We start from the raw sequence: 21,910 nt of genomic DNA, 5'->3' as shown, positions 1-21,910 counted from the left end.
CAAAGAGTAAAAGCATTATGGCCATCTTGAACGTCGGGACTCTTGGGCCTTACTTCGACCTGCAGTCGGCGCTTGATGCTGCGCAACCTGGCGACACGATCATCATCAATACCTTGAACCCCGGCGGCGGTGACTACGCCCATGGTTCGGTATGGGATGAAGGCATCACCATCACGACAGCGGTTGATGTCGGGACTGTCCAGTTTGGTCTGACTGGCGGCATTTTTGATGTCACTGCCACAGGTCCATCGGACTTCATCATATTCGGTAACGCCAACAACAACATCCTTACCGCCGGAGATGGGGACGATTTGTTGTTCGGTGCTGCGGGCAACGACACACTTAATGGCGGGGCCGGCGCCGACATCGCTTCCTACATCTATGATCCAGCCGGTGTGAGTATCAACCTTGCGACAGGAACGGGCACGGACGGTTTCGGCGGAACAGACACACTCAATTCCATTGAAGCACTAGCCGGTAGCCAGTTTGGCGACACGCTGATTGGCGATGCGAACGACAATTACTTCCTGGGCCTTGGCGGCAATGACACCATCAACGGTGGTGATGGGATCGACACGCTGTCATATGAAGACGTTGGACTGGGCGGCGGTGCTGTCACAGTCAATCTCGCGACGGGCGTGGCGACTGACGGTCTCGGCGGTACGGACACGATCTCTGGCATTGAGTATGTCATCGGCACACTCTTCGACGATACGTTGATCGGTGATGCCAATGATAATCAGTTTCTGCCTGACCGTGGGAATGACATGGTCAACGGCGGTGGAGGTGTTGATACGGTATCGTACATCTCGTCCACTTCAAGTGTGGTCGTCGACTTGGGCGCTGGCACTGTCTCTGAAGGATTTATGCCTACAGATCAGTTGATCAGTATAGAGAATGTCATCGGAAGTAGATCTTTTGACTCGATATGGGGGGATGCTTCGGACAATGTCATCGAAGGACTTCAGGGCGCTGACCGTATTGATGGATTGGGTGGATTTGACACGGCAAGCTATGCGTTGTCTTTGGCTGGCGTGGCAGTGGACCTTTCGACCGGTCTGGCGGCTGATGGTTTTGGATCCAACGATGCACTAATCAATATCGAAGGCGTTGTCGGATCGCAGTTTGATGACAGGCTGACAGGCGATGCGGAGGCAAATCGATTTAGCGGATTGTCTGGAGATGACATCATCGACGGAGGTGATGGTACCGATGAAGCGGTTTACGCGCTTTCCTTAACTGCATACACAATCACGTACCAAGCGGGCGCCAAAACATACACTGTGGCGGCTCATGCCGGTGGAGAAGGCAACGATACTCTTACTTCAATAGAATTACTTTCGTTTGCTGGTGGCGAGCCAATTGATATACGGATATTGGCACCGGACTTGTCATCTCAAAATCTTGTCGGAGACGAACTGGACAATTTTTTTGTTCCAGGAGATGGCGATGACACGGTCGATGGCGCTGGTGGTCACGACACCGTGGACTACAGCGATAGTCCTGCGGGAATAAGTGTAAACCTTGAAACTGGGGTTGTGTCCGACGGGCACAACGGTACCGATAGTCTGACAAGTATTGAGAGCGTGATAGCCAGCTCCAATGCAGATATTCTTATAGGAAGCGGCGCTGATGAGTCATTTTCTGGCGGAGATGGTGATGACATTATCAATGGTGCAGGCGGTTCCGACCGTGCGGTTTATGCGCTCGCGTTGCAAAACTACACGGTCACCTTTGATGCGGCCACAGGTACGCATTCTGTCGTAGCGAATAGCGGCAATGAAGGATCGGATGTTCTTTCTGGCGTTGAGTATCTTGGGTTCAATGGCGGCGTTGATGTTATTGCTATCGATGATGCGTTGGCGAATGCTGGTGATGACACGCTAGTCGGGGGTGCAGGCGACGATTTTTTCCTGCCCGGCGATGGGCAAGATGAAATTGATGGGGGGGATGGGTTCGACACAGTGGACTATTCGCTTAGCCCCTCAGGAGTCATAGCCGATCTCTCAAGCGGAATTGTCGAAGATGGATATGGAAATATCGATACGCTGACAAGTATCGAACGGCTTCTGGGCAGCAGGTTTGATGACAATCTGACTGGCAGCGGCGCAGATGAGTCTTTCAGGCCCGGCACAGGGTCCGATGTGATCGATGGTCGAGGTGGTGACGATACAATTGATTATTCCGACAGCGTAGCTTTTGTCACAGCGAATTTGCTTGCTGGTACAGCTGTAAATGGTGTTGGAGACACGCACACTCTTGTCAGTATAGAGCGGATAATTGGGAGTGACTTCGACGACTCTCTGATAGGAAACTCTGCGGATAACTTCTTCCTACCAGGTCGTGGTAGTGACACCATTGATGGTGCCGGTGGGTTTGATACTCTTTCATTTGCTGACAGTATCTTGGGCGTTCAAGTATACCTTCCAAATTCCGAAGCAGTTCAACTCCGGGTACGACCAAGTGAAGCTGATTTTGACTCCTTTGTCGGTGTAGAGGGATTTATTGGCAGTGATTTCACTGATGAGTTCCATGATGTTCAAGGAGAGCACAGTTTTGACGGCGGCGATGGCATCGATCGGCTTTTCCTGAGTGAACATACGGAGAGTTTGGTTGTTGACTTTCGGCATGGTCAGCTTCGCGAGGCATCGGGACTCACCAATACAATTACGAATATTGAGCTTGTATCGGGTGGTCATGGCGATGATAGATACGTTTGGGCGCCAGGCGTATTGATCGTCGATGGACTTCATGGCCGCGATACAATTGCGTTCACAGATCATGAAACTGCTGTGACAGTTGCACTCTACGGAAACACTGATTCCGATGCGGACGGGAATTCATTTACGGTTAGCAGTATCGAGATTGTCGAAGGCAGCAGCTTTGACGACCATTTGACAGGTGCATACTACGCCGGGTCGATGGTGATTGGTCTGGCAGGCGACGACGTTTTGGTTGCTTTCGGATCTGGCGTTGGGTCGACATGGGCGAGCTATCACCTAGATCCTGCCGCAGTGCGGGTTGATCTAGAATCTGGAAGTGCAACGGATGGTTTTGGCGGAACTGATTCGCTGGATGGTATTGATGCAGTAGAGGGCTCTAGCTTTGACGACCTACTCAAAGGCGATTTAGACAGCAACACTTTTCGTGCTCTCGCGGGCGATGACCAGATTGACGGTCGTGGTGGTGTCGACAAGGCGATGTATTCGCTTGCCCAAAATCAATACACGGTTACCTATGACAGTGGGTCGAACAGCTACACAGTCACGGCACTGAGCGGGGACGAGGGGACAGACACGCTCACTAATATTGAGATTCTGTCATTCAATGGCGGTACGACGGATGTGGCGATTGCCGATGCGGTGACGCCGCTGGATACTACGTCCGACTTCGACGGCGACGGGGACGATGACATCGTCTATTCGCTGACGGCGAGCGGGAACTCTGTCTTCAATAATGCAGATGGCACGGGTGGTGGCTGGATCGGCTATTCGGATCGCACTGTCATTGGCACCGGTGATTTCAACGGCGACGGTGATGCTGATCTGTTGTTCCGCTTTGCGGATGGCAATCACTCGGGCTTTGATAGTGGCGGTGGTGGACCGTGGTTCGGTCGCTCGGATCGCACGGCTGTGGCTGTGGGTGATTTCAACGGGGACGGCGATGATGATGTGCTGTTCCAGTTCGCCAATGGCAACAAGCACATTGCGGATGCGGACAGCGGCAATACATGGGTCGGCTTTGCTGATCGCTCCATTGAAGGTGTCGGCGACTTTGATGGTGATGGCGATGACGACGTGCTGTTTGAGCTCAATGCCGGCGGCTATGTGACCAACAATGTGGATGGCACCGGCGGGCGCTGGCTGGGTGGCCCAAACCGCGACGTTGCCGGCATCGGCGACTTCGATGGCGACGGCGATGATGACATTCTGTTTGTGCTGAATTCCGGCGGCCACATCATCAATGATGGCGAAAGCGGCGGCATGCAGTGGTTCGGCTTTACGGACCGCAGCGTCGCAGGCATCGGCGATTTCGATGGCGACGGCAATGACGACATCCTGTTCCGTCTGTCAGACGGCAACCACACGATCATCTCTCCCAATGGCGTCGGCCGCTGGATTGCGCGCACCAACAACACGGTGCGCGATGTGGGCGACTATGATGGTGACGGCGACGACGACATTCTGTTCGAGGCACCCGGCGGCGGTTTCGTGGTTGATCAGGCCGACGGTGGCGCAGGCCTTGGCATGTACTTCCTGGACCGCACACTTGTGGCCGGCGACCCGATGGGCATCGGCCTCACCAGTGATGCTGACCTGGTGTAGCTTGTCCGTTTAGGTTGGGCTGACACCCGTAATTTCGAAGAGACTGCCTGACAGCGGAGCTGCGGCGAGTTCATCGTCGGAAAGGCCAATGCTGGCGGAGGTCACATAGAGCGATTTGCCGTCTTCGCCGCCAAAGGCACAGCTTGTGGGGCGGGGAACGGGCATGTGAATCTGACGCACCGTTTTGCCACTCATCCGGTCAAGGCCACGCAGGCAGGCGCCATCCCAGAATGCGATCCACAGCAGGCCATCGGGGCCAACGGTCATGCCGTCCGGGTATCCATCATCCGGTTCAAACTGTCGGAAGACAGAAAGCTGCAGGGGGGCTTGCTGTTCAAGTGGCGCGACGTATGTAATTTGCCGCGCGGAGTCATTTAGAAAAACTCGGTTGTCGGCAGGGTCAAAGGCGGGACCGTTTGTCACCATGAAGTCGGTCGCCATGGTCGACAGGATGTTGTCGGGGGACAGCCGATACCAGGCACCGGTTGCTTCTTGCTCGCGGTTGTCCATCGAGCCGGCCCATAGGGACCCGTCGGGCGCGAGCTTTCCATCATTGAACCGCATGTGGGACGCGTGGTTGGTTGGTGCTGCGAGTTTTTCCAGCGTGGGCGTGGTCCCGGGCTCGGGAAGGCTGACGGCGTAGAAACCATCTTCCAGAGCGGCCACGAGCGTATTGTCCGGGCGAACAGCAAGGCAGCCGATCATCTGGGGGAGTGGCCAGCTCTGTTTTTCATCTGTCTTCGGACGAAATAGATGAATGGCAGGTCGCTTTATGTCGACCCACAGCAGGCCTTGATGGTGCGGGGACCAGACCGGTCCCTCGCCAAGCACCGATTTGGTTTGCCAGGCTGTGCGGATGAGAGGCTCTTTACTCATGCGGGGTCATGCAGCCGCGCGAGAATACCGCCATCCATCTGCAGTGTGGCGCCGGTCATGAAGGTGGCGTCTTCAGAGCTAAGGTAGAGCGCTGCTTTTGCGATTTCTTCCGGCTGGGCGATGCGGCTGACCGGATGCGTTGTCTCAAGCTCTGCAAACGCATCGTCGTTGCCGTCAAAGCCCGCTCTCAACATTGGTGTGTCTACTGCTGCCGGAGCAAGCGTCATGACGCGCACGGAGTTGCCGAAATCCAGCGCCAGTGCGCGGGTCAGTCCGTGCAAGGCTGCTTTGCTTGTTGCATAGGCTGAAAAGCCCGGTTTTGTTGCCGTTGCGTGGACGCTGCCGATATTGATGATGTTGCCGCGTGCCGGGGCCATGATGGCATGGAGCGCACGGGCAAGGGCAAAGGGGGCGCCGAGATTGACGTCAAGCGTCTCGCGCCAATGTGCCCAATCGAGGGTTGTCGCGTCGCCCAGATGCTGAACCGCGGCATTGTTGATGAGCGTGTTCAAAGTCTGATTGCAGGCTTCGTCGATTTGATCTGCCAGCGCCTGTGCCGCCTGTTCGCCTCGCCCAACCTGGGCAAGATCGGCAGAGATGAAGTGGTCGCAGGTGCCTAACGGTGCCTCAATGGCATCGATACCAATCACCCGGAAGCCGGCCTCGCGAAACACCCGGCCCATTGCCTGACCAATGCCGCCGCTGACCCCGGTAATGGCTACAGTGCGCATCAACCTTTGATCTCCAGAAACCCGAAGAGCAGATCCATCGCCGTTTCAGATACACGGGCTACGGCATCGCTGGAGTTGGAGCCATTGTGGCTGCCAAAGATGCAGCGATCAAACGAACGCAATGGCGAGTTGTCTGGCAGGGGCTCGATCTCAAAAACGTCCAGAGCCGCTGAGTGGACCGTTTGGTCGTTCAGGCCTTTGATGAGGGCGCTTTCGTCAATGACGGGGCCGCGAGACACGTTCACGACCCGAACCCCGGCCTTGAGGTGGTTCAGGAGTCCCGTATTGAACATGTGGCGTGTGTCGTTGGTGAGCGGGCAGGTAAAGACAAGGAAATCAGCTTCGGTGACCCGGTTCGGCCACTCCGCCCGCTCTATGGAAGCGTCGGCAGGTGTCTTGGCGAAGGGGTCATAGGCGATGACCTTCATGTCCGCCGCGAGCAGGCGCTTTGCTGTTTCCATGCCGATGTCGCCAAGGCCGACAAGGGCCACGGTCTTGTCAGCAAGTGAAATGCCGGATGGCTTTGGCCATGCGTTCTGTGTGCGGATTTCTCTGTCGATCATGAATGTCTGGCGAGCAAGGCCCGACACATAGTTCATTGCGACGTCGGCCACTTCCTTGCCGAACACGCCTGGCGTGTTGGTGATCTTGAGGTCAAGGCTCTCAGCTGCTTTGAAATCTACATTGTCGACGCCGACGCCCCATTTGACGCAGGCGCGCAGCTTGCCCGCCTTTCCGGCTTCAAGGACGCGGGCTGTGGCCGGGTCGTCGCCGATGATCCAGCCGTCCATGTCGGGAAGGAGGTCGCACAACTCATCCTCGGTCATGATCTGCACAACGTTGGGGGCAACAAGGTCGATGCCTGCGTCTGCAAAGCGTGGCCGGAAATTGTCGATCATGCCCAGCATTGGCGGACAGGTCACCAGAACAGTCGCCTTGGATGTGCTCATGACTGGTCTCCTCGCGCGTAAAGCGCCAGGGCTTCTGCAAGAGACCATTCTTCGGGGCCGTCAATGTCCACAGATTCCAGCATGGGCGTTGGAAACATCATTGGTTTTTTGCCGATGCGGGCCTGGGTGGCGGCAAAGCTGTCCCGGGAGAAGAGGTAGAGGTTGGAGTTTTCCTCAAACCACATCTCAAGATCCTGGGTGCGGATGAGATTGTCCGGGTCGTGATTAACCGGACTGCCGTCCTCACGGTAGAAGCGCGTTTGAACCTGGTTCACGGTGAACAGGCTGTCAGCCTCACCTGCGGACGTTCCTGCGGTATACGCCTCCAGGGCGCTGCGAATGGTCGGCGCGCCGAGCAGTGGATTGGTCGTATGTGTCATGGCGTAGATGTCGGCATCTACATTGGCAACATCATCGCCAAGCACGAGGTTCATGCTGACCATGTCGCCACAGATTTCCGGCTTGCGGTCGCGGATCAGGATGCGTCCATTGGAGTCGCCGTCATTGAGGCCGGAGTCGGCCAGAATTTCTCGCGCGTCCGTATTGATGACGACTTGCGATATCTCCGGCAGGGACAGAAGCGTATCCAGAATCCAGCGGTAGAGGGGCTTTCCGGCAAGCTCGCGGAAGTTCTTTGATTTGACCCGCTCGCTGTGGGCTTTCATGGGCAAAAGCGCAACGATGCGCGGCGTCTGTGACACTGTTAGCTCCGTCAAAATCCGACACTATCGCGGATAGAAGTACTCTTCTTTTCGCTGGCGCGACAGGCGACGATGTTCATTCGCGCCAGCATAAGTGCCCCAGTATTGCATGAAGCGGAACGCAAGTATCTCGCCTGCGACCTTGTGGAAACACTTGTCGGCAATTGCCTGCCCCCAGTCCAGCATCACGCCGGAGAAGAAGTAGCGCAGGAAGTCTGCAAAATTCACGTGCAGCTCGGGCATGATGGCCTGCAGGGCAATTGCTTCGCGCTCATAGCGCACTTTGACCTTGTGCCAGCTTTCCTCGTGGATGTGGATAACGGGCGCGTCGGCGACATAGGCGACCTTGAAGCCGGCGATGGTCAGGCGCTTGGCAAGCTCCATATCCTCAAGGCCAGTCAGATCCTCATCAAACTGATTGGTTACCCATTGCTCTTTCAGGACGGCAGCATTTGCGTTGTTGCAGAAGAACCCTTCCTGCGGCACCTGCGACGTGTCCGGATAGTATTTTCTGAACAGCTGCTCTTCCGAGTATCGGGAAATATCGTGGCCCTGCTGGCGACCGTAGCTATAGACGATGCCGTTAGTGCCAAGTGGCGCGACAAGATTCACCAGCCATCGCGGATCATTGGGAATGCAGTGACCTGATATGAACACAAGGGCGCGACCCTTCGCGGCGTCACACCCCATATTGAGGGAGCGTCCGAAGGTGAAGTCGTCCTTGGCAATATGGACGATGCGGCAGCCGTGTTTCTGCGCAATTGGGAGTGTGTCGTCGGTGGAGCCAGAATCCACCAATACAACTTCCATCGCGTTTCCATCCAGTTCCTGCGACGCAACAGCCTCGAGCACCGGCCCGAGCCATTTGCCTTCGTTAAACGTGCGGATGACGATACTGATGTCCACCCAAACTACCTCTTGATGGCTGTTCACTGCCGCCAGCATAGACCTGAAACAGTTGCAGGTTGTTTACCGCATATGCACCCTGCCTGATACAGTATCTTGGCGTTCCATTGTGTCGTTCGATATTTGGAATTGACCGTGTTGCTGGAACGCTTCTGCGGCTTCGTAGGTATGTGTTTAAGTTGACCGCCTCCTGAGTTTCGGACCGAGGTGCGGCTTCAAGGTCCATCACACAACAGGCAATGGAATTGCTTCATCGACTAAGACACTTGACCAAACGGGCCATGACCTCGGCAAGCAGTATGACTGCAGCTTCGGTTATGGCGCGAGCGTTCGCGTTTCTGGCTCCGATTCCTTTTGTGACGGCCTACTTCGAGACTCCCGTTGTCGCCCTTTGGTTTGTCATCCTTACTTTTCAAGCGTTTGCGACGGCTGTAATAGGCGTGCTGCCCACAATCCTGATGCATATGGTTTCGTATGCCAATGCGGGGTCATCGCAGATTGGGAACCAACGTGTCGGTTTTGACTCGACCGACAATGGCGGGCCCAACACTCTACTTTTGAGCCAGCTGGCGCGATTCCTGAGCTCCACATTTGTTGTATGCGCACTCGCTTGGATTGTTGTGGCGGGCTCGGTTGGAAGTTGGATTGTTTGGAGACCCATACAGGCATCTGGGTTGGGTATCGAGGGATACCAAGCTTGGGCTGTGTTTAGCGGCGCGATGGCCGTCCGCTTGGGCATGCAGGCTTACGCCACCTTCCTGTTGGGGCGGGGGTCTGTAGCCGAGGTGCGGCGACTGGAGGCGTTTACCTGGACCGTAAGTGGCCTTGCGACGGTCGGGAGTCTCGTTGTTTTTCCGAACTTTCTGCTCTCGATGGTACTTCTTCAGCTTCCTCTTTTCATCAATCTCATTTTGCTTCGTCGCATGGCCATGCGTCAGGGTTGGAGGCGGGCTACCCGACAACAAATGGCCACTGTCAGTTTGTTGCCTGAGGTGTGGCCAAGGGCATTGCGGGGCGGCGTTGGCGTTTTTATGTCGTCCCTCGTCATCTACGGTAGCGGGATACTGTTTGCGCAGTTTGGTGAGAGTGAGGATGTGGCTGCTTTTGCCTTTGCGCTCAACATATTTGGAATTGTGGGGCAGTTGGCTTTGGCGCCACTGTTTGGCGCATTGCCCAGCCTGTCGGCGCATCTGGCGCGAGGTCAATTGGATGATCAAAATGCGCTGGCGCAGTCGGTCATGCTCAAGGGGCTTCTTATCTACGCCGCCGCGGTGCCGCTTGTTCCGGCTGGTGTCTACATTGCCAATCTGTTTTTGCCGGTTCCTCTGCTGTTCGTGGACCTGCACTTGTGGGCGCTCTTGGCGGTTGCCAATTTCACGTTCCGATATGGCGCCATGCACCTGCACTATTTTACCATTACCAATGACATCAGATGGCATATCGTAGATGGCGTGAACACGACCCTGTTCCTGGGTCTGCTGGCGCTTGAGGGCGTGAGCAGCATGTATGTATTCCCGATCTGCCAGTTGATTGCGCTGGCCCTGTTCTATGTGCCCTACGCAAGAGTTCTCACTCTTCGTAAGTTTGAGTTTGGATGGAAACGGGACTTGTCCTATGCGGCAGTTCCAGCAGGGCTCGCGGCGATGTCACTCGTTGTTCTTGAGGCCCTGTAGTTTGACCGATGGTGGAAGGCGAACAGTTTGAGCACTGATGAACCAAAAGAGCTGGTAAGGCCATACGAGTTCTCGGTCTATCCGGAGTGCGATGCCGGAGATTACTCGCATCGTGACTGCACGGTGGCGTTTTACACGCGCGTAGGTGCGTTGCTTCGTGACGACATGGTTCTGCTCAATCTTGGGGCGGGGCGTGGTGCGAACATCACTCAGGATTACTCGCCGTTTCGACGCCGCATACAACGCTTCAAAGGGCGTGTTTCGCGGGTGATCGGCATTGATGTGGACGACGCTGTTCTGGAAAATCCAGACCTTGATGAGGCGCATGTTGTGCCCATCGGCGAAACCTACCCGATCGCTGACAACTCCCTTGATCTGATCATCTGTGACCATGTTCTGGAGCATCTCACCGACGCGGATAGTTTTGCTCGGGAGGTGGCTCGCGTCCTCAAGCCAGGCGGGTGGTTTTGTGCGCGCACGCCGACGAAGTGGGGGTATGTCGGTCTTGGGGCACGCGCCGTACCCAACGCGTTGCATACGTCTTTGCTGTCTTCACTTCAGCCCCAACGCAAAGCCGAGGACGTGTTTCCAACCGCATACAAGCTGAACACACATGGGGCGTTAGCCAGGTTCTTTCCGAAGGAAGAGTGGCAGCATTGCAGCTATGGATATAACGGCGTTCCGTCCTATCACGGCAACCGACGTCTTCTCTTCAGGCTTGTTGAGCTTTGGTGCTGGCTTATGCCTGCGCCGCTTTCAGCGAAGCTGCATGTTTTCTTGCGGAAGCGGTAGACGGCCGGCTGGCTACGTTGCGGATGCTCAGCGTAGACGCGAGAGCGAGAATAAAGAGGATGGAAGCCGGATTGCCAACATTAACGGCCCGGGCCTCGGTCAAGCCAAGCAGGACGTAGCCGACCAGATATGCTCCGATCAGCCAGCGGCGCTGTACTGCGATGCTGCGCCATAGGCTTGCAGAGATAATGATCAGGTAGAGGCCAAGCCCTATAACGCCCAGATCAACAAGCATGGCCACATAGGCGTTATGGGCAGAGACAAGCCCTGGAACCAGAACGAATGTGTCATGCATCCTGAAGCCGACGCCGGTCAGCGGGTTGGCCAGGGCCACGTCCAGTAGTTCACCCCACAGGACGAAGCGGCCGGTGAAACCGGAGCCCAATCCACGCGTGACAGAGTCGATGAACAGAATGTTCGTTGCGACGAAGTCCCAGTTAACAATCAGTCCGGTCAGGGCAACGCCAAGCCCCGCGACAAGCAGAACCTGTGTTCGCGGTGTGAGTGCCTTGCGCGGATTGTGGAAGGCCCATAGGACGGCAAATGCGACGATTGTCGCAATGCCGTAGAGAAGCGGGCCGCGTGCATTGAACTCAAATGCCACCATGTAGAGGACAAATGTTGTGAGTGCGGCAGACATCCAATGGCTGCGTAAAGCCAGTGCACCGGGAATTGCCGCAATGCAGACAGCCGCCCAAAGGTTTGAATGCAGGCGTCCCATCAGACGTGCCCACAGGCGATCATTGTCGATGAGAACGATCACGAGCACGATAGAGAGGAAGATGGCGAACCAGACAAAAATCTTTTCCAGCAGGTTTTTATCCTGATGCTGGGCAATCAGATAGCCAATGCCGACCAGACCCAGAAGTCCCAGCATTTGAGCAATGACTTCCGTCGTCAGCCGTTCCGTGTTTGCAAACAGGCTGATGAAGACGGTGGCAAAGAAGAGGCTGAAATACAAAACGCCACGCGTATCGTTGCCGGGCCTCACGCCGAGAAGCCAAAGGTGCAGGGTTACAGGGACCACAATCAGTCCAAAGCCTAGTGCCACCGATACAAAACCACCGGATAGCAGGAACTGGATGAACATCATGCCAGCCAGCCACGCGCCATAGCTCAGCGCGACAACATTGGTCCGTTGGGCAACTGATCGCATCTAGCTTGCCATCCTCACGGCTTCCTCGATCGAGACTTTCTCAAATACCTCTAGTTTACCGCCGATGGTGGCATCAACAATGCGTCGGCCGGATTCTTCGAAGGCCTGGCGTGCGCGCCAGTAGACGCGTTCACTGGCGTCCAGATTGGGCAGGCCCCAATAGGTTCCTGCTTTGAAGTAGTTTGGGTCAAAGTGATTAACGTCGTCACCTTCGCGCTTTTCGTAGGCGTGGTCCTTGCCGGTCTTGTTGAAGCTGTGATCAACACCCACAACAATCACCGGATCTGCGCCCATATAGTGGGCGAGTTGAAGGGCCGGGTAGGTAACGGTTGCTGCAGAGCCAACGTGGGTTGAAAAGTCCGTGCTGAAGTCTTCAGCAAGGGTCATGTTGAAATAGTTGATGGATGGGCTGCGGGGTGCAAACCATCGGGATTTCCAACCAAGATAGACCGGGATGTCGCTTGCTGCGAACACGTCAGCGTGCTGCTTCACGACCATGTTGTTGATGCAGACGATAACGCTTGGCCGCCAGGTAACGCGCGGGAAGATCAGGTCGATCTTATTCATGCCTATGGCGGGGATATGCGCGAAGTCATCCAGCGGTGTGTTGTTGAGGCTGGGGCCATTGCCCACCACGAGTAGCGGCTGGCCCTTGAATTTGTCTTTGAGGGGTTCGAGCGCGTTGCTTTTGTTTCGGGCGCTGAACAGCAGGCTGTCGGCGGCGTATCGCGCGGGTTTTGTCCATCCAAGGAGGTGTCGCAGCATCCTGTATTCCTATGACGCGTGAGTGGTGTGTGACGGGGTGGGGATGAACAGCAAGTCGGCCTGAACAAGCGTGCCCTTGGCATCATGTTGCTCATTATGTGCTGCGCTGAGCGTAAAGCCTTGCGTCTCCAGAAGCGCGATCACGCTGTCTGCCAGTTTCTGGCCTTCATACAATTCGACGTACGACGCCTCGACAAAAACCGCATCCACGTTAGGTAGCAGTGCTGCAGACCCTTCCAGCACTTCATACTCGAAACCCTGCACATCTATTTTGAGAAGTGCTGGACGCTGGAGTGGGGGCGTAATGACCTCGTCCAGCCGTTTGACTTCGACGGTGTGTGTTCCGACTTCGTCCATTTCGAACATGCTTTTTTGAGCAGATCCCAAAGCCAGAAGTGACGAGGAGTCCTCTCGCGATGCAACGTGCATGTCGGCGGTGCCGTCCTGGCTGCCGAGCGCGCAGGTGTGCAGTGTGACCCTGTCCTTCAGCAGATCAGTCAAGCGAGCACCGGGGCCGGGCAAGGGCTCGAAGCAATGTATGTCCGCATCCGGCCATTGCATTTTGGCGAAGTAGCCGAACTGACCCTTGTTGGCGCCGACGTCAATTACGGTCTTGAAGTCGAACGCGCCCAGAGCGGTGCGATGCTCAATGGTTGGTGCAATTTTTTTGGCCAAGGCAGGCCAGCTTTTTGGGTGAAGGGCAAGGGCTGCGAGTTTTGCGATGGAGGCCATGTCACTGGCCCTCCGGAGGATTGATGGAGCCGCCGGCGGAAGTGGTCGTGTCCGCCTGGGAGGTTGCCCCTTCCAAGATCATCGCAAATTCAGCTTCTGCCCGGGCAAGGATCGCGTTCACGTCAAGGCGGGCCAGGGCTGCTGCGCGCGCGGCTTTTCCCAGTGTGTCCCTGAGTGCGGGGGTATCGGCGAGTTCCTGAATTGCCTCAGCAAAGGCCTTGGCATCCTCCGGTGGCGTGGTGATGCCGCAGCCGTCTACCTCGCTGGCTAAGCCGCTACCGTCTTCGGCTGTAGCCACCACCGGGCGACCAGACGCAAGCATGCCTGTCAGTTTGGATGGCAGCACCAGATCTGCTGCTCCCGCTTTTTGAGGCAGCATGTGGATGTCAGCTGCATTCAGCAGCGCGTTGAGATGTTCGAATGGCTGAAGCGGCAGCATTGTTATGTTGGGTCGCGATTGAGCTTGAGCGCTGAAAGCCGCATGGCCGGATCCCTGCCCGCACACCACAAATTTGATGTGCTCCTGCTTAGCCAGGTGATCAGCGGCATCTATGATGATTTCCAGGCCCTGCTTGTTGGCAATGTTACCTGAATACAGGCAGATGATGTCGTCCGCCGATGCCCCCCATTCCGCGCGAAAGGGTGAAGGGTCCGACATGGGCTGGATGGCGTTTACGTCGACCCAGTTTCTCAGTTCGCGGATGGATTTTGGGTTAACGCCTTTGCGCTCCAGGCCTTCCATCATTTTTTTGGAGATTGTCGAGACGCGGTCAAAGCGACGGAGGATCCACCTCTCGATGGTTTCTGCAATGCCCCGTGACCTTTCTCCCTTGAGCAGACCCATTTCAAAGGCAGCATCCAGTTCAAAGTCCTGGATGTGAAGCCAGGCTGCACTGCCGCCCAGTCTTGCCGCCATCCATGTGGCTGGTGCCGACGTAAGAGCCGGTGCAATGCCCATGACTACATGAGGACGCCAGAACGTGGCTATCAGCATGGCTGGAAGGGCGCTGGTGATGGCAAATGACGTGAGGTGCAACAGCCGTTTCAGGCCGGTTGGGTTATTCGGCACATAGATGGGACACCGAACGATGCGCACTTTGTTCAGGGTCTCGCGCCATTTGCGCAGGCGTTTATAGGCTGAGGGCACTTTCCAGGCTGGATAGTAGGGTGGTGCCGTGACGACGCGCACCTGATGGCCGCGTGCGGCAAACCACTCTGCCATTTCGGTCGTGTATTTGGGGATGCCGATTTCATCGGGCGCGTAGTTGATGCCGTGAATGAGAATGCGCATGGCACCTGAAACTTCTACAAAAGTGGTGTCGCGATGTGACGCTCTGATGTTTAGTAAGCGGTCTTTTGGAACGGCACCACGATGGCGGTCCGGATGAGTATCTTGATGTCCAGCCAGATGGACCAATTGTCGATGTAGTAGAGGTCATACTTGATGCGCGCGGCCATCTTGTCCGGCGTATCTGTTTCGCCGCGCAGACCATTTACTTGCGCCAGTCCCGTGATGCCGGGCTTGACCCGGTGGCGGTTGGCGTAGTGGCCAATGATTTTGGCATAGTGGTCATTGTGAGTGAGCGCATGCGGGCGCGGTCCGACCAGCGACATGTCCCCTTTGATGACGTTGATGAGCTGTGGGAGTTCATCGAGGCTTGTGCGGCGGAGGATGGCGCCCAGACGCGTGATGCGATTGTCGTTCTTGCTGGCCTGTTTCACGGCACCGCCGTCTTCCATCACGCTCATGCTGCGGAATTTCAGCACCGTAATAATTTCATGGTTGAAGCCATGGCGGCGTTGACGGAACAGGGCAGGACCCTTGCTTTCAAGGCGAACGGCCAGGGCGATAAGTGCCATCAAGGGCGCAACAAGAATGAGCAGCAGTGTCGCTGCCACACGGTCAAAAGCGGCCTTGGCCATCCAGGACCATTCGCCGATTGGACGCTTCAGGGCCGAGATGAGTGGCATATCATCGAGATAGCTCACCCGCGGGACAGAACCTTCAATAACGGGCATGCCGGGGCACACACGGATATCAACCGGCAGGACAGCAAGGGTGTCAATCAGCCGATCTAGGCGCGCACGCGCATTCATCGGGACCGTAATGATGATCTCGTCCAGGGGATCGCGCTGGCCACGGGCGACAAGGTCCTTTGTGGTTCCGATCGGCGCCAGCGTCCCTTCGCCAGGCTCGCGGCCTGTCGAACGATCGTCAAAGACGCCGACAAGAACCAGTTCGGGATTTCGGTTGCGCAGGTGAAGAGCCAGTCGGTCAGCGACAGGGCCTGCCCCGACGATCGCAACGTGACGTGCCAGGCGGCCCTGCCCAATCATCCACGTTGCAAGCTGCCGGACGACAAACCGGCCCGAGAGAATGACGGCGGGCGTCGCGATTGCCCACAACATCACCCAGCCGCGGGAAAAGTCTTCGGAGGTCTTGGTAAGGAATGCCATCACGATCAAGCCAATGATGACCACGATCCAGCCAGCGACTGTTTTTTGCAGGCTGGCATATCGTGGTCGCAGCACGTTGTCGCTGCGGTATAGGCGCAGATAGGCAAAAATGCCGACAGTCGCGATGCTGGCAATGAGACTCAGGCCGAAGGTGCGCTGAAAGTCTATCGGAGCCTGAACCACGATGCCGGAGTATATGAGTTCGGCTGTAAAGGCCGTCAGCATAATGGCCGCAACATCAATCAGGGCAGCGCTTTCGCTGATAACGCGAACGAGTGATCCACGCCGCACGGCGCTCTTGGGAGCGCTCGCCGGTTGTGGTGTGCCAGAGGCATGCCCTGACCCTGTGTCCGGGGTGTTTTCGTCGGGCTCGGGCTTGATCATGTGGTCAGTCATTATCGCGCCGCCAGGCAGCAGATATGCATCTGCGCTAACTTGTTGAAAGCAGACTGTTCTTCAATCCTATTGCTGCGATGCGGCATACTATGCGCCGTCCTGACGATGATTGGAAAGCGATAAATAGGCATACTCAGGTTGTGCTCTTCTAGAACAGGTTTGGGGCACTTGTCAGACATGGAGCAATTGGTGGGCCACTTGGTTGCGGGGGCGCTCACAATTTGAGTGTGTTGGGCCCTGACATCGAATATTTCACAATAAATTTTGTGTAATAATATATTTGACATTATGTGGGTGGATAATTATCTAGCCCGTCAAGCGGCAGGGTGTATCTGCCAGACGGCGGCGTGGTGCGGCAGAGATTTCGCTCATCATCAAGCCAGCAGCAATTTTCGAGTGTGGAGGCCAGAAAATGGACCGTCTCGACCAGCTTGAGGCGCAGAGCATTTATATTCTGCGTGAAGCGTTCAACCGGATCGACAACATCGCGATGCTTTGGTCGTTGGGCAAAGATTCCAACGTGATGATCTGGCTCTCGCGCAAGGCATTTTTCGGACATCTGCCGTTTCCTGTAGCCCATCTCGATACGGGTCTCGAATTTGACGAGACCTATGAATTCCGGGATCGCTACACCAAGGAATGGGACCTCAAGCTCATCAAGGACGAGTGCCCTCCGATTGAGAAGATTGACCCGACCCTGCCACCTGCGTCGCGCCTTGCTGCGCGCAAGACGGCCGGTGTGAAGGAAGCGATCGAAAAGTACGGATTTAACGGTCTCATCACCGGTATCCGTCGCGACGAGCAGTCCATGCGCGCCAAGGAGCGTGTGTTCAGCCCGCGCGGCCTTGATGGCCAGTGGGACTTCCGTGACCAGCCGCCGGAGTTCTGGGACCAGTACAAGACAGACTATCCCGACGGTACGCACATTCGTATTCATCCGCTCCTGCATTGGACAGAACTCGATGTGTGGCGGTACATCCAGCGTGAAGAAATTCCTCTGGTGCCACTCTACTTTGCCAAAGACGGCAAGCGGTTCCGGTCACTCGGCGAGAAGGGCATCACCTTCCCGATTGATAGCCATGCGTCCAACATCGAAGAGATCATTGCCGAGCTTGAGACCATCAAGACCGAAGAGCGCGCAGGTCGCGCCATGGACCATGACTCGGAGGATGCTTTCGAGCGCCTTCGTGCCGATGGCTACATGTAGGCGGGAGCAGAAATCATGACCAATACATCAGTCAATCTCGCTTCAGTAAATGACGACGAAGCAGCCCTTGCCCAGCGCGTGCGCGACCTTCTGCGTATCGTGATCGTGGGGCATGTGGACCACGGCAAGTCGACACTTGTGGGCCGCCTGTTCCACGACACTGGCTCGCTGCCCGAAGGCAAGTATGAGGCCATTCAGGCCATGTGTGAGCGTCGCGGCATGCCGTTTGAGTGGGCGTTCTTGATGGACGCCATGCAGGCAGAACGTGACCAGGGCATCACAATTGATACGTCGCAGATCTGGTTCAAGACGGATCAGCGCGACTACACGATCATTGATGCGCCGGGTCACAAAGAATTCCTCAAGAACATGATCACCGGTGCTGCCCAGTCTGATGCAGCGCTGCTGATCATCGATGCCGCAGAAGGTGTGCGTGAGCAGTCACGCCGTCATGGGTATCTGCTGCACCTCATGGGCATTCGTCAGGTGGCCGTGGCCGTCAACAAGATGGACATGGTGGATTATGAGCAGGAGCAGTTCGACCTCATTGAGGAAGAATATCGCGATTACCTCACATCCATTGGTGTGACGCCGACTTTTGTTATTCCGGTGTCCGCGCGCGAAGGCGACAACATCGCCGAGCAGTCCACCAATATGGCCTGGTACAAAGGCCCAACCGTTGTGAAGGCGCTGGACAGCTTCCTGCCGTCGGCACCGACCGTGGATCAGGCGCTGCGGTTCCCTATCCAGGATGTTTACAAGTTTGATACGCGCCGCATCATTGCTGGGCGTCTTGAAGCTGGTTCCTTGAATGTGGGCGACACACTTGTGTTCTCGCCCTCAAACAAGAGCGCCAAGGTAGCGAGCATCGAAGGCTGGTCATCCAAGGGCGAGTTTGTGAACCCACAATCCGCGCAAGCCGGCGAAAGCGTTGGCGTGACCCTGGATGAACAGATTTTTGTCGAGCGTGGCGATATGGCCAGCCATGTGGAAGAAGCGCCGATTGAAACGGATGTGTTCCGTGCACGGCTTTTCTGGCTTGGCAAAGAACCTTTGACAGTCGGTAAGACGTACAAGCTCAAGCTCAACACGTTTGAGGCGCGCGTTCAGGTGCAGGAGATCGAGCGTATCATCGATACGACCGATCTTTCCGCGACGGATGCTGGTCAGGTTGAGCGCAACCAGGTGGCTGAAATCGTGTTGCGCTCCAAGCGCATGCTGGCGCTGGACAGCTTTGTGGACAGCCCGCGTACCGGCCGCTTTGTGCTGATTGATGGCTATGACATTTCCGGCGGTGGCATCATCTCCATGGAAGGGTATGCGGACCAGCGTGACCTGATCACCCAGAAGTCCACCAACATCACAAAGGTGGAGCACGGGATTACGCTGGACGCCCGTGCTGTGCGCAATGGCCACAAGGGTGGCGTGCTTTGGCTCACCGGGCTTTCAGGCGCCGGCAAATCCACACTGGCCGTCGAGCTTGAAAAGCGGCTGTTCGAAAAAGGCATGAATGCTTTTGTGCTGGACGGCGACAATGTGCGCCATGGCCTCAATGCCAATCTCGGGTTCTCACCCGAGGACCGGGCGGAGAACATTCGCCGCGTTGGTGAAGTGTCGGCGCTGTTTGCGCAGTCCGGCGCCATTGCCATCACGTCGTTTATTTCTCCCTACCGGTCTGACCGCGACAGGGCGCGTGAGGCAGCCGGTGAGCACTTCCATGAGGTGTATGTGGCGGCAGACCTCGAGACCTGTGAGGAACGTGATCCCAAGGGTCTCTACAAGAAGGCCCGTACCGGCGAGATCAAGGAATTCACTGGTATCTCGGCCCCTTATGAAGCGCCTGATGCACCGCAGCTGACGGTCGATACGTCTGCCTGTGACATCGAGGATTGCGTGCAGCAGCTGGTTGACTACGTGGAAGCGAATTTCCGCGTCTAGACCCGTCTGGCAGCTGAACTGACAAATTGAAATGCCGTCTTCCGTGATCCGGGAGGCGGCATTTCTCGTTTGTGGAGCCTGCTGAGGGCTCGCGTTACGCTTTTCACACGTTTTGGGAGTATCTCTGCCATCTTCAAATGTGCAATCAGGCCCGCTAAGAAGGGGCCGTGATATGCCGCCTTGGTGGTGTCGCGACGTCCTTGTTCATGTGTTGGAAGCCAAATGACCCAAAAAACAGCCCTTATCTCTGGTGTGACCGGGCAGGATGGCGCCTATCTGGCGGAGCTGCTGCTTTCCAAAGGCTACAAGGTGCATGGCATCAAGCGGCGGTCGTCGTCATTCAATACCGGTCGGGTGGATCATCTATATGTTGATCCGCATGAAGATGACCGGCATTTCGAGATGCACTATGGCGACCTGACAGACTCAACAAACCTCATCCGCATCGTGCAGGAAGTGCAGCCGGACGAGATTTACAATCTCGCGGCGCAGAGCCACGTGCAGGTGAGTTTTGAAACGCCCGAATACACGGCCAACTCTGATGCCATTGGTACGCTGCGCTTTCTGGAAGCCATGCGCATTCTGGGGATGGAGAAGACGGCGCGGTTCTATCAGGCATCTACGTCTGAGCTTTACGGCAAGGTGCAGGAAACCCCGCAGAGCGAAACGACACCCTTCTATCCGCGCAGTCCCTATGCTGCTGCCAAGCTGTATGCCTACTGGATTACGGTGAACTACCGCGAAGGCTATGGGATGCACGCGTCGAATGGCATCCTGTTCAATCACGAGGGCCCAACGCGTGGAGAGACTTTCGTCACGCGCAAGATCACCCGTGCCGTTGCTGCGATCGAGCTTGGTCAGCAGGACAAACTCTATCTGGGCAATCTGGACGCCAAGCGCGACTGGGGTCATGCGCGCGACTATGTGGAAGGCATGTGGCGGATTGTGCAGCAGGATGAGCCGGACGATTTTGTGCTCGCGACAGGCGAGACGCATCCGGTTCGTGAGTTTGTCGAGTTGGCCTTCGCAGAAACCGGCGTGACCATTGAATGGTCAGGTGAAGGTGTTGACGAAAAGGGTGCTTGCGCCAAGACGGGCAAGGTCCTTGTGGAAGTTGATCCGCGCTATTTCCGTCCGACCGAAGTGGACCTGTTGCTGGGTGATCCGACCAAAGCGAAGGACAAGCTGGGCTGGACGCATACGACGCCCTTCAAGCAGCTGGTTTCCGAAATGGTTGCCGCTGATCTGGCCCTTCTCAAGTCGAACGCCTGATCCATGGATCTTGTAGGCAAACGCATTTACCTGGCTGGCCATGCGGGCATGGTGGGGTCTGCCGTCCATCGCAGGCTTGCATCTGAGGACTGCGAGGTTCTGACAACGACGCGCGGCGATGTTGATCTGCGTGATCAGAAGGCTGTTCATGCCTGGATGGCCGATGCAAAGCCTGATGCTCTCATTGTCGCGGCGGCCAAGGTGGGCGGTATTCTGGCGAACGATACGCAGCCGGCTGATTTTCTCTACGACAACCTGATGATTGAGGCGAACCTCATTCATGCAGCCTTTGAGGCGCAGGTCGAGAAGCTGCTGTTTCTAGGGTCGTCGTGTATCTACCCCAAACTTGCAGATCAGCCGATGCGCGAAGACGCCCTGCTGACCGGGCCTCTTGAGCCGACAAACGAATGGTATGCGATCGCCAAGATTGCCGGCATCAAGATGTGTCAGGCCTATCGCAAACAGCATGGGTGCGATTTCATTTCGGCCATGCCCACCAATATGTACGGCTTCAACGACAATTTTGATCTGCAGTCATCCCATGTGCTGCCGGCTCTCATGGTCAAGGTGCACAATGCCAAAGTGAACGGTGACAAGAGCTATGAAGTCTGGGGCAGTGGGGCGCCTTTGCGAGAGTTCATGTATGCGGATGATTGTGCTGACGCGCTGGTGCATTTGCTTCAACACTACTCCGGCGAGAGCCACGTCAATGTGGGCACGGGAGAAGAAGTCTCGATCCGCGCGCTTGCTGAAACCATGTGTGAGGTCGTCGGGTTTGACGGTGAACTTGTGTTTGATGCCAGCAAACCGGACGGTACGCCGCGCAAGCTGATGGACAGCAGTCTGCTGCGGGGAATGGGCTGGTCGCCAAAAGTGCAATTGAAACAAGGCATTGCACGTACCTACCAGTGGTATCTGGATAATGCCGACAGTCTGCGCGCCTAGGGCCGTGACTTGTGAATCTGGCGTTTTGTCTTTACGAAATATGACAGTTTCGTAGCCGGGTTCTGCAGGCATCTGCCGACGCGCCGGA

17 protein-coding genes are annotated in these 21,910 nt (G+C 56.2%); 7 read left to right on the top strand and 10 right to left on the bottom strand.

Annotated elements, in window-relative coordinates:
• Window positions 1-17 precede the first annotated feature (17 nt).
• Window positions 18-4,325 (top strand): beta strand repeat-containing protein, encoded by a 4,308-nt coding sequence (locus tag ABXH05_RS03990; RefSeq protein ID WP_353559881.1) that lies wholly within the window; start codon window positions 18-20, stop codon window positions 4,323-4,325.
• A gap of 9 nt (window positions 4,326-4,334) precedes the next feature.
• Here the strand turns inward: ABXH05_RS03990 and ABXH05_RS03985 are convergent, their stop codons facing one another.
• From ABXH05_RS03985 to ABXH05_RS03965, 5 genes are read right to left on the bottom strand one after another with little or no spacing between them, the layout of a single operon-like run.
• Window positions 4,335-5,201 (bottom strand): SMP-30/gluconolactonase/LRE family protein, encoded by an 867-nt coding sequence (locus ABXH05_RS03985; RefSeq protein WP_353559880.1) that lies wholly within the window; start codon window positions 5,199-5,201, stop codon window positions 4,335-4,337.
• Complete coding sequence (locus tag ABXH05_RS03980; protein WP_353559879.1) at window positions 5,198-5,932, bottom strand: SDR family NAD(P)-dependent oxidoreductase; 735 nt, start codon at window positions 5,930-5,932, stop codon at window positions 5,198-5,200. The genes ABXH05_RS03985 and ABXH05_RS03980 overlap by 4 nt, the downstream gene beginning before the upstream one ends.
• Window positions 5,932-6,882: a phosphoglycerate dehydrogenase gene (locus ABXH05_RS03975; RefSeq protein WP_353559878.1), complete on the bottom strand. Its 951-nt coding sequence runs from the start codon at window positions 6,880-6,882 to the stop codon at window positions 5,932-5,934. Before ABXH05_RS03975 ends, ABXH05_RS03980 begins: the two co-directional genes overlap by 1 nt.
• Window positions 6,879-7,583 (bottom strand): acylneuraminate cytidylyltransferase family protein, encoded by a 705-nt coding sequence (locus ABXH05_RS03970; protein ID WP_353559877.1) that lies wholly within the window; start codon window positions 7,581-7,583, stop codon window positions 6,879-6,881. Before ABXH05_RS03970 ends, ABXH05_RS03975 begins: the two co-directional genes overlap by 4 nt.
• Window positions 7,584-7,607: 24 nt before the next feature.
• On the bottom strand, window positions 7,608-8,489 hold the full coding sequence (locus ABXH05_RS03965) for a glycosyltransferase family 2 protein (protein ID WP_353559876.1): 882 nt from the start codon (window positions 8,487-8,489) through the stop codon (window positions 7,608-7,610).
• A gap of 299 nt (window positions 8,490-8,788) precedes the next feature.
• Between ABXH05_RS03965 and ABXH05_RS03960 the strand changes: the two genes are divergently transcribed.
• Window positions 8,789-10,162, top strand: coding sequence for a hypothetical protein (locus tag ABXH05_RS03960; RefSeq protein WP_353559875.1), 1,374 nt, complete (start codon window positions 8,789-8,791; stop codon window positions 10,160-10,162).
• A gap of 27 nt (window positions 10,163-10,189) precedes the next feature.
• Window positions 10,190-10,954, top strand: coding sequence for a class I SAM-dependent methyltransferase (locus ABXH05_RS03955; protein ID WP_353559874.1), 765 nt, complete (start codon window positions 10,190-10,192; stop codon window positions 10,952-10,954).
• Here ABXH05_RS03955 and ABXH05_RS03950 read toward each other — a convergent pair.
• From ABXH05_RS03950 to ABXH05_RS03930, 5 genes are read right to left on the bottom strand one after another with little or no spacing between them, the layout of a single operon-like run.
• Window positions 10,902-12,110, bottom strand: a complete 1,209-nt coding sequence (locus tag ABXH05_RS03950; protein WP_353559873.1) for an O-antigen ligase family protein — start codon at window positions 12,108-12,110, stop codon at window positions 10,902-10,904. The genes ABXH05_RS03955 and ABXH05_RS03950 overlap by 53 nt on opposite strands.
• Window positions 12,111-12,875 (bottom strand): hypothetical protein, encoded by a 765-nt coding sequence (locus tag ABXH05_RS03945; RefSeq protein ID WP_353559872.1) that lies wholly within the window; start codon window positions 12,873-12,875, stop codon window positions 12,111-12,113.
• Between the two features lie 9 nt (window positions 12,876-12,884).
• Window positions 12,885-13,607, bottom strand: coding sequence for an FkbM family methyltransferase (locus tag ABXH05_RS03940; RefSeq protein ID WP_353559871.1), 723 nt, complete (start codon window positions 13,605-13,607; stop codon window positions 12,885-12,887).
• Between the two features lies 1 nt (window position 13,608).
• Window positions 13,609-14,898 carry a glycosyltransferase WbuB gene (locus tag ABXH05_RS03935; protein WP_353559870.1) on the bottom strand — a complete coding sequence of 430 codons (1,290 nt, stop codon included), beginning with the start codon at window positions 14,896-14,898 and terminating at the stop codon, window positions 13,609-13,611.
• A gap of 50 nt (window positions 14,899-14,948) precedes the next feature.
• Window positions 14,949-16,460, bottom strand: coding sequence for an undecaprenyl-phosphate glucose phosphotransferase (locus ABXH05_RS03930; RefSeq protein ID WP_353559869.1), 1,512 nt, complete (start codon window positions 16,458-16,460; stop codon window positions 14,949-14,951).
• Between the two features lie 412 nt (window positions 16,461-16,872).
• Here ABXH05_RS03930 and cysD point away from each other — a divergent pair, with 412 nt between their 5' ends.
• The 4 genes from cysD to fcl all read left to right on the top strand — a co-directional run bounded on the left by cysD (window position 16,873) and on the right by fcl (window position 21,822).
• Window positions 16,873-17,667, top strand: coding sequence for a sulfate adenylyltransferase subunit CysD (gene cysD / locus ABXH05_RS03925; protein WP_353559868.1), 795 nt, complete (start codon window positions 16,873-16,875; stop codon window positions 17,665-17,667).
• 15 nt (window positions 17,668-17,682) lie between these two features.
• Complete coding sequence (cysC, locus tag ABXH05_RS03920; RefSeq protein WP_353559867.1) at window positions 17,683-19,605, top strand: adenylyl-sulfate kinase; 1,923 nt, start codon at window positions 17,683-17,685, stop codon at window positions 19,603-19,605.
• A 222-nt stretch (window positions 19,606-19,827) separates the two neighbouring features.
• Entirely contained in the window at window positions 19,828-20,877 is a 1,050-nt protein-coding gene (gmd, locus tag ABXH05_RS03915) for a GDP-mannose 4,6-dehydratase (protein ID WP_348137744.1), read from the top strand.
• Window positions 20,878-20,880: 3 nt separating this feature from the next.
• Window positions 20,881-21,822 (top strand): GDP-L-fucose synthase, encoded by a 942-nt coding sequence (fcl, locus tag ABXH05_RS03910; protein ID WP_353559866.1) that lies wholly within the window; start codon window positions 20,881-20,883, stop codon window positions 21,820-21,822.
• The last annotated feature ends 88 nt before the right edge of the window (window positions 21,823-21,910 follow it).

The organism is Pyruvatibacter sp. HU-CL02332, from assembly GCF_040362765.1.
GTDB lineage: Bacteria > Pseudomonadota > Alphaproteobacteria > CGMCC-115125 > CGMCC-115125 > Pyruvatibacter.
The sequence above is the reverse complement of the archived record's forward strand: the minus strand, read 5'-3'. Positions and strand labels throughout refer to the sequence as shown.